The sequence below is a fragment of the Tistrella bauzanensis genome, from assembly GCF_014636235.1.
Taxonomy (GTDB): Bacteria; Pseudomonadota; Alphaproteobacteria; order Tistrellales; family Tistrellaceae; genus Tistrella; species Tistrella bauzanensis.
Window position 1 is genome coordinate 54,560 of record NZ_BMDZ01000035.1, and the last position, 7,488, is coordinate 62,047.

7 protein-coding genes and 1 pseudogene are annotated in these 7,488 nt (G+C 66.8%); 1 reads left to right on the top strand and 7 read right to left on the bottom strand.

Annotation, left to right across the window (positions count from 1 at the left end; all coding sequences use genetic code 11):
- Positions 1-149 precede the first annotated feature (149 nt).
- The 7 genes from IEW15_RS14880 to IEW15_RS14910 form a co-directional block, all read right to left on the bottom strand.
- Positions 150-1,292, bottom strand: coding sequence for a methanobactin export MATE transporter MbnM (locus IEW15_RS14880; RefSeq protein ID WP_188579291.1), 1,143 nt, complete (start codon positions 1,290-1,292; stop codon positions 150-152).
- The gene (locus IEW15_RS14885) at positions 1,289-2,161 is read right to left on the bottom strand and encodes an MbnP family copper-binding protein (protein ID WP_188579293.1); all 873 of its coding nucleotides are present in this window, start codon (positions 2,159-2,161) and stop codon (positions 1,289-1,291) included. Before IEW15_RS14885 ends, IEW15_RS14880 begins: the two co-directional genes overlap by 4 nt.
- 14 nt (positions 2,162-2,175) lie before the next feature.
- On the bottom strand, positions 2,176-4,227 hold the full coding sequence (locus IEW15_RS14890; RefSeq protein ID WP_188579295.1) for a TonB-dependent hemoglobin/transferrin/lactoferrin family receptor: 2,052 nt from the start codon (positions 4,225-4,227) through the stop codon (positions 2,176-2,178).
- A gap of 171 nt (positions 4,228-4,398) precedes the next feature.
- Positions 4,399-4,803 carry a DUF2946 family protein gene (locus IEW15_RS14895; protein WP_188579298.1) on the bottom strand — a complete coding sequence of 135 codons (405 nt, stop codon included), beginning with the start codon at positions 4,801-4,803 and terminating at the stop codon, positions 4,399-4,401.
- 126 nt (positions 4,804-4,929) lie between these two features.
- On the bottom strand, positions 4,930-5,409 hold the full coding sequence (locus IEW15_RS14900; protein ID WP_188579299.1) for an ImmA/IrrE family metallo-endopeptidase: 480 nt from the start codon (positions 5,407-5,409) through the stop codon (positions 4,930-4,932).
- A gap of 2 nt (positions 5,410-5,411) precedes the next feature.
- The gene (locus IEW15_RS14905; protein WP_188579301.1) at positions 5,412-5,774 is read right to left on the bottom strand and encodes a hypothetical protein; all 363 of its coding nucleotides are present in this window, start codon (positions 5,772-5,774) and stop codon (positions 5,412-5,414) included.
- A gap of 80 nt (positions 5,775-5,854) precedes the next feature.
- Positions 5,855-6,874: an AraC family transcriptional regulator gene (locus IEW15_RS14910; RefSeq protein WP_188579302.1), complete on the bottom strand. Its 1,020-nt coding sequence runs from the start codon at positions 6,872-6,874 to the stop codon at positions 5,855-5,857.
- Positions 6,875-6,937: 63 nt separating this feature from the next.
- Between IEW15_RS14910 and IEW15_RS14915 the strand changes: the two are divergent.
- Positions 6,938-7,414, top strand: a pseudogene (locus IEW15_RS14915) (MFS transporter); the annotation flags it as partial.
- Positions 7,415-7,488: the final 74 nt, after the last annotated feature.

A 7,488-nucleotide genomic window follows, 5' to 3' on the forward strand; every position in this document is an offset into this window, starting at 1 on the left:
TGGCAAAATTAAACCATTCCGAATGATGTATTCATTCGGTGTTGATGGACCATATATTGGCATTTCTGCCGCCATATGACAGCCAGACTCTATGATTTGAATCGGAATGAGTCGATTCGAATCTTCAAAAATCAGTGAATATTTTATTTCTACCTAATCTGGTGGGGTGAGTTCGTCGGGCCTGACAGGAAGCGCTCATCGGTGAGGGTCTTCAGGAAGGCGACGATATCGGCCCGCTCGGTCGGTGAGAGCTCGATGCGCACGATCAGGTCGCTCTTCCAGCGGTTCAATCGCCCGTCCCCAGCATCAGGGCCGCTGGGGATCAGCCGCCCGCCAGCGGCATAGGTGTCGAGCACCGCGTCCAGGGTGTCGATCCCGCCGTCATGCATGTAGGGGCCGGTGACCGCGACATTGCGCAGTGATGGCGCCCTGAACGCCCCCATATCGGCGGCAAGGCCGGTGTGTTCGATCAGCCCGCGATCGGTGGCTGGATAGGCGCCCTCGCCATCGATGTTATACAATCCTGTGTTGTGAAATTGCCGCTCAACCACCCGGCTAAGGATATGCGCCACCTGATCATCGAAGTTGAAGCTGCCGTGGCAGTGATGGCATTCCGCGCGCTCGCCAAAGAACAGGTCATGGCCCCGACGTTCGGCGGCGGTGAGATCTGCCCGCCCCTGAAGCCAGCGGTCATAGCGGCTGTCGAAGCTGATCAGGCTGCGCTGATAGGCGGCGATCGCCCGGATGATCGAGATGAAGCTGACCGGCCGGGGATCGTCGGGGAAGGCGGTGCGAAAGCCCGCCACCACCTCGGGATCGGCGCGGAAACGGTCGAGCACCGCCGCGCGGTTGGCGTCCGTCACCCCCATCTCGACCGGATCGGTGCCATAAAGCGGCACGGCCATCTGGGCTTCCAGCGTGACCAGCGCCGGATTGGCCCAGGTCAGGCTGGCACGCCAGGCGACATTGGCCAATCCTTGCGCGTTGCGCCGCACGACCGCCCCGGTGGCACCCACCGGATGGGCACGGCCATCGGCGAAACCCAGCGCCTGAACATGGCAGCCCGAACAGGCGAGGGTGCCATTGCCCGACAGGCGCGGATCATGAAACAGGCGGCGGCCCAGCGTGACCTTGGCCACCGTCATCGGATTGTCGTCCGGCACCCGTGGCGGTGGGACATAGGCCGGCAGATCCCACACCCAATCGCCGGTGGCCTGCGGGGCGGCCATCGTTGTCGGGCCAGTCATGCCGCCAAGGCCGAGCACGGCGGCGACCAGAACCGCGCGGATCATTTGTCCACCACCCGGAAGGCCCCGCCCGCGCCGCCATCAAGACCCAGCGTTGCGAACACTGCCGGGCAATCGGGATCATCGGGCGCGCTCATGCAGCCGACGGCACCCCCCTGGTCGCGCGCCAGATTGGTGGCGGCGAACAGCCTGTCCAGATCCAGCACCAGCCGCTGACGCGCCGGATCGATCGGCGCGGTCACGATCCGCGTCCGGTTGGGCCGGGCGCAGGTGACGATCTCACCCGTCACCGGGTTGCCGGTGCAGCCGGTGGCGCCCAGATGCAGGAACCATGTCGCGGCGCGCCCGCCATCCGGGCGGGCGATGCCACCCTCTGGCATGACCTCCAGCTTCAGATATTTGCGTCCGGCCTGCCACCCCCAGCCCAGCGCCGCGAGGTCGAGCGGTGGCGGGCTGAGGTCGGTGGCGGTGTGGTTCAGCCGTTCGGGCACCCCCAGCGTGAAGGCCAGCCGCCAGGGACCGGGGCCCGCCGCGCCGTCGATCCGGCCGGTGATGCGGGGGTTGGTGTCGGGCGTGCCATCGCGACAGCCGGCCGTGGCATCTTCGGCATCGATCAGCACGACACCATCATGCTGCCAGACCGTCTCGTCGATATGGAGCGGCAGGATGCGGCCGTCATCGGTGACGATCGCGATGTCGTGCAGATAGAACCGCGCGTCGCGCAGCGCAACGGCCACTGGCGGCGTGCCGACGGCGACCCCCGGCCCGTCGCAGGCGATGGCGGCGTCGCCCGCGACCACACCGACATCGATCGTGACCGGTCGTCCGGCGGCCAGCGTGGGCGGGGTGGCCACCATCGCAAGCATCGCGAGGGCGGCGAGGGTGGCGGTGATGAGGGCGGGACAGCATTTCATGACATGCCCCCCGCTCAGAACCGCGCGGTCAGGCGCAGATTGACGCTGCGCCCTTCCTCATAGGTATAGGTCTCGGCCAGCGACTGCTGATAGGTGACATAGGCGGTGTCGAAGAGATTGGTCACCGCCAGATCGACCCGATACCAGCTCTGGTCGAACACCACCCCCAGATCATGCAGGGCATAGCCGCTGCGGCGGCGGAACAGGGTGTCGTCATCATCCTGGGCCGCAGCATAGATGCCGGCATACCACAGCCGCCAGTCGGCATCGATGGCATAGCCGATGCCGGCCGTCACCTTGTCGGGTGGCGCATAAAGATGGGCACCGGTATCGGCGTTCTTCGACCGCAGTTTCGAATAGCCAAGCGACAGATCGACCGGCCCCGCCAGATAGCTTGCCTCGGCCTCGATGCCATGGCGTTTCGCCTCGGCGACATTGCGGCGCTGGAAGATCAGCCCGGTGCCGCTGAACGGCGCGTCACGGGTGAAGGTGCCGGCCACCTGGCTCTCGATCAGATCCTCGACCCGTTCGCTGAAGACGGTGGCCTTGAGGCGCAGGGCATCGCCCGCCACGGCCAGATCATCGAAGGCCAGGGTCATGCCGGCCTCGGTGGTATGGGCGGTCTCGGGCTTCAGGTCGGGATTGGGGATGAAATTGAACAAGGCCCGCGTGGTGCTGAGGTTCGGGTACATTTCGGCCAGCGTCGGCGCGCGAAACGCCTCGCCATAGCCCACGAACAGGCCAAGCGCAGGGATTGGCTGCCAGTGCAGGGCCAGTTTCGGCGACACCCGGTCGTGGGATGACGATGCCAGCCCGTCGGGCTCAATCTCATAGCGGTCGTGGCGCAGCCCCCCGATCAGGGTCCAGTCGTCGAACAGCGTCACCTCGTCCTGAATGAAGAGGCCGGTGGCGGTCAGATCACCATCGGGCAGCACGACATTGTTCGTGCCGGCCGTCCGGTTGGTGTTGGTGTCGACATAGTGGTCGACACCATAGGTCAGCCGGTGGGCAAGCGCCTGGCCGGTGGTGAAGCGCGACGTGTTCTGAAGGCTCAGTCCCCGGGTTTCCGTGACGGTGCTGGTCGGATCTAGCGGCGGCGTCTCCTCGCTCGATGTCGAGAAGCGCAGCTTCGTGTAATAGAGTTGCAGATGGCCATCGATCAGCGACCGGTCGTCATCGGCGAATGACCAGCGGCCCGAATACTGGTCCTGCCGGCGCTTCAGCGTCTGCGAGAACGGGAAGGTTGCATTGCCGCCGGGATTGTTGGGACCGGTCAGATCATCGGAGAACCGTTGATAGGACGCCTCGATCCGGTGATCGGGGCCAAGATCGGCACGGCCCTTGAACAGTCCAGACAGCAGGTCGCCGTCATTGTCGATGTCACCGCCGGTGCCGGTGCGGATATCGTTTGCGCGGCGATAGGTGAGGGCGGCGAGCAGGTCGCCGTCATCGCCGCGTGTGGCGCCGGCAAGCCCCGAGGACATGGCATCATTGCCGCTGCGCCAGCCAAGGGTTGCCCGGCCACCGCTGGTCTGGCCGGGGGCCAGCAGGTCGTCGGCCTCAAGCGTGCGGATGGCGAGCACACCGCCGAGGCCGCCGCTGCCATAGATGGCCGAGACCGGACCACGGACCACATCGATGCCGCCGATCATGTCGGGATCGATCAACAGCGGCGACAGCACGCCGCCTTCATTGTTCCGCCGCGCGCCATCGACCGACAGGATCACCCGGGGGCCATAGAGACCACGGATCGAGGGATTCTGCGCCGCCGGCCGTGGCCCGCCGCCCATATCGACATTGGGCAGCCGGCGCAGGGCGGTGAGGTCGGATGCCTGGGCATCGTCGAGGGCCGCGCGGTCGATCTGGCTGACCGACATCGGTAGATCGAAGACCAGGGCCTCGGCGCGGGTGGCGGTGATCGTGACCGCATCGAGCCGGGTGACGGTTTCGGTGGCGGCGGTGGTCGTCTCGCCGGCGGCGGCGGGCATGCCGAACAGCGCGGTGGCCAGGGTGGCGCCGGCAATGGGCAGCCACCCGCGCCCCGCGAACGCGGTCGATCGGGTCATGGAACGACATCCGGATATCTGGCGTCCGGCGGGCGCGTCATCGGGGCGCGGCGCCGAGGCCGGTGCGTATCAGGCGGACATGCGTCCCCTCAGTCGGGCACCGGATAGGGTGCCGCCGGCCGGGGGATCGCCGATTGGGGCAGGCATGGCCGCGCGGTGACTGCGGTCGGATCAGGCCGCGGTCACCGGGGGCGCCCTGGCTTTGAGCGTGGCCAGATACCAGCCGGCCGCGATCACTCCGCCGGGCAGGCGGGGTGCCTCGTGCAGCCGCGCGATGGTGGGGGCGGCGGCGGTCAGCGCCACGGGGGGAGCGGTCAGGCCCTGTGCCAGCAGGCAGAGCGGGCAGTCGCCGGCCGCGCGCATCGTCTGCTCGGGCAGGCTCCCGTCATCGGCCCGCCCAAGCTGATCCGAGGAAACCAGCCGCACGCCTTCAGCGGTGCAGATCGGGGTGAACTGGCCGAATGACATGGCTGGCGCATAGACCGACCACACTGTCATCTGGAACAGGAAGGCCAAGGCGCCGGCAATCAGCCCCGCGCGGCGCAATGTCGCCCGTGGGGCTGTCTGCCGGCGCACGCTTGGCCGGCACCGCCAGCGCGGCCCTGTTGTCAGATGATGACGCATCCCGTAACGCTACAATGACCCGCGTCCCGCGCACAGAATTATTGCCACATGCGACCTGACGTCGCAGCCTGCCGCCTGTCAGGTCGGCAGACCCAGCCGGATGCGCATGGCGGTTTCCGAGACCTGAAACAGGCTGGCGAGATCCGCCGGCGCCGTGATGCCCTGGTCGATCGCCTGATCGATGAGGTGCCATGGCATCAGGATCTCGGCCGCCATCCGGTTGGCCTCGCTTTCAATCGCGTTGGACAGATGGCTGCGATAGAGCGCGTCATCCTCGACGATGCCGGCTTCGAGCAGATGCCGATGCAGCAGGAAATGAGCAATCTCATGCGCGAGGGTGAAGCGCTTGCGGTTGCGATGATGGGCGCCGTTCACATAGACGGCATAGCCGGACGGTCCGCCGCGGGCCGTGTCGCGAACCAACCGCCCCGATATGGCGGCATTCGTTTCCTCATCATAGACCTTCAGGCCAAGCCGGCGCGCGAGCGCCACCACCGGAACCGGTGCCTCGGTCTGAAACACCCGCACGTCTGGTGGCGGAGCGGTCGCGCGGATCATGTTCAATATTCGTCCCTCCGCTCTCCCGATGTCGCGCGGTCGACGCGTTCATCCCCGACGGGCATGAGGTTGTGCTTCGCCCTCAGAATATAGTCGTCCATCACCGCCTGGACGAGGGCTGGCAAATCCTCCCGCAGCAGTTTCATCCGGTCGTCCACGACATGATCGACCTGACGCTGGGCGATCTTTCGCGCCGAGAACACGCTGGTGACGATGCCGCCGACGGCAAAGAGGCCGATGGCGATGGCAACAGCAGCCATAACTATCGATGCCGCTGTCATTGCAACTGTTGCGTGTTCCATTGAGCTTAGTTGCGGTGAGTTCCGCAACAGGACCGTCATTGCGTCAGCCACGTCTTGCGACATCTCAACAGATCCGTCTGGTTGATGCTGATAGAAGCAGTGTCATCAAAATGGCGAAGGATGCAAGCTGATGCTCTTGCCCGTCACACGTGGTGATCCAGCCGGGCCATCCCCGGCGGATGGCCGGTCACGCGCTTGAAGGCGCGGCTGAAGGCGGCCTGTGAGGCATAGCCCAGGCGCTCGGCGACGCTGTCGATCGACTGGCGCTCCCGCGCGATCCAGCCGGCGGCGAGGCGCATGCGCAGGTCGGTGAGATAGCGCAGCGGCGTGGTGCCGGTGGCGGCGAGGAAGCGTTCGGCGAAGACCGAGCGCGAGGCGCCCATCAGCGCCGCCAGCTCGACCAGTGTCCAGGCGCGGCCGGGCTCGCGATGCATGGCCAGGATCACCCGGCCAAGGCGGGGATCGCGCAGCGCCTGCACCCAGCCCGTGGCCTCGCCACAGCCGCATTCCACCCAGCCACGGATGATCGAGGCCGCGACCACATCGGCCAGCCGCGCCAGAATGGCCGCGAAGCCCGCCCGTCCGGCGCAGGCCTCGCGCTCCATCGCCTCCAGCATCGGCAGGATTTCCGGGTTGCGATCAAGCAGCGTCGCGACCGACATCACCTCGGGCATCAGCGCCAGCAGCGGATGCATGCCGCCCAGATCGAACGCCATGCAGCCGCTGAACACCACGGCCCCCGATTGCGGGCAGGCATCGCCATCGCAGGCGCGCACCATCTCCACCCGCTCGCAGATCGTGTGGGCCTGGAAGCCCGCCAGATCCCGCGCCGGCAGATCGGGCGCGGACAACAGGGCATGGACGCCGCCCCGGGGCAGAAGCGCCGCGTCCCCCGCCGCCAGCCGGTGCACCACACCGGCCGGGCTGCGCAGGAACACGGTGCCCCGGGCGACGAAATGAAACTGCGCCCATCCGCCATCGGCATCGGCGTCGTCGCCGAAGCGGATGCCGCAGGGGTCGGTGATCTGGATGCGCCGATATCGCACGCCATCGATCCGCATGCCCATCAGCAATTCGCTGATCAGATCGGCGGCGGGTGGGTATGAGGACGGGTCAGCCATGGCTTCCGGACGATCGGTCAAACATTCCGGATGTGATGGCATGGTGCGTCCGGATTGTCCAGCCTATCCTCCGGACCTGACTGAAACCTTCCTGACGATGAGGACATGGTCGTGAGTGAGAGTGTGACGACAGCCAGCCCAGCCGGTGCCGTTGCTGGCGCCGGTGCCTGGTGGGCGGTGCTGTCGATGGCGCTGGGCGTGTTCGGGCTGGTGACGGCGGAGTTCCTGCCCGCCAGCCTGCTGACGCCGATGGCGGCCGATCTGGGTGTGACGGAAGGCCTTGCCGGCCAGGCGGTGACCGCCACCGCCGCCGTCGGGCTGGTCACCAGTCTGGTGATCGCCGCCGCCACCCGCCGCATCGACCGGCGGTTCGTGCTGCTGGGCTTCACCGGCCTGCTGGTGGCATCGAACCTGCTTGTGGCGGTGGCGCCGGATCTGGGACTGCTGATCGCGGCCCGGGTGCTGCTGGGCGTGGCGCTGGGCGGGTTCTGGACCATGTCGGCCGCAACCGTGATGCGGCTGGTGCCCGAAGCCATGGTGCCCAAGGCGCTGTCGATGGTGTTCGCCGGCGTGTCCAGGGCAATCGGGTGAAACTGTGCGTGACAGGGCGGAAAAAGTCTGAATCTCTCGTTGTCGACCTTTTTGGCTTGGGAGGG

What these genes read in the sequence shown, in the direction of transcription:
- IEW15_RS14885 (WP_188579293.1), bottom strand. Translation starts at nt 2,161, where the DNA reads ATGAAATGCTGTCCCGCCCTCATCACCGCCACCCTCGCCGCCCTCGCG.
- IEW15_RS14880 (WP_188579291.1), bottom strand. Translation starts at nt 1,292, where the DNA reads ATGATCCGCGCGGTTCTGGTCGCCGCCGTGCTCGGCCTTGGCGGCATG.
- IEW15_RS14900 (WP_188579299.1), bottom strand. Translation starts at nt 5,409, where the DNA reads ATGATCCGCGCGACCGCTCCGCCACCAGACGTGCGGGTGTTTCAGACC.
- IEW15_RS14910 (WP_188579302.1), bottom strand. Translation starts at nt 6,874, where the DNA reads ATGCCATCACATCCGGAATGTTTGACCGATCGTCCGGAAGCCATGGCT.
- IEW15_RS14890 (WP_188579295.1), bottom strand. Translation starts at nt 4,227, where the DNA reads ATGACCCGATCGACCGCGTTCGCGGGGCGCGGGTGGCTGCCCATTGCC.
- IEW15_RS14905 (WP_188579301.1), bottom strand. Translation starts at nt 5,774, where the DNA reads ATGTCGCAAGACGTGGCTGACGCAATGACGGTCCTGTTGCGGAACTCA.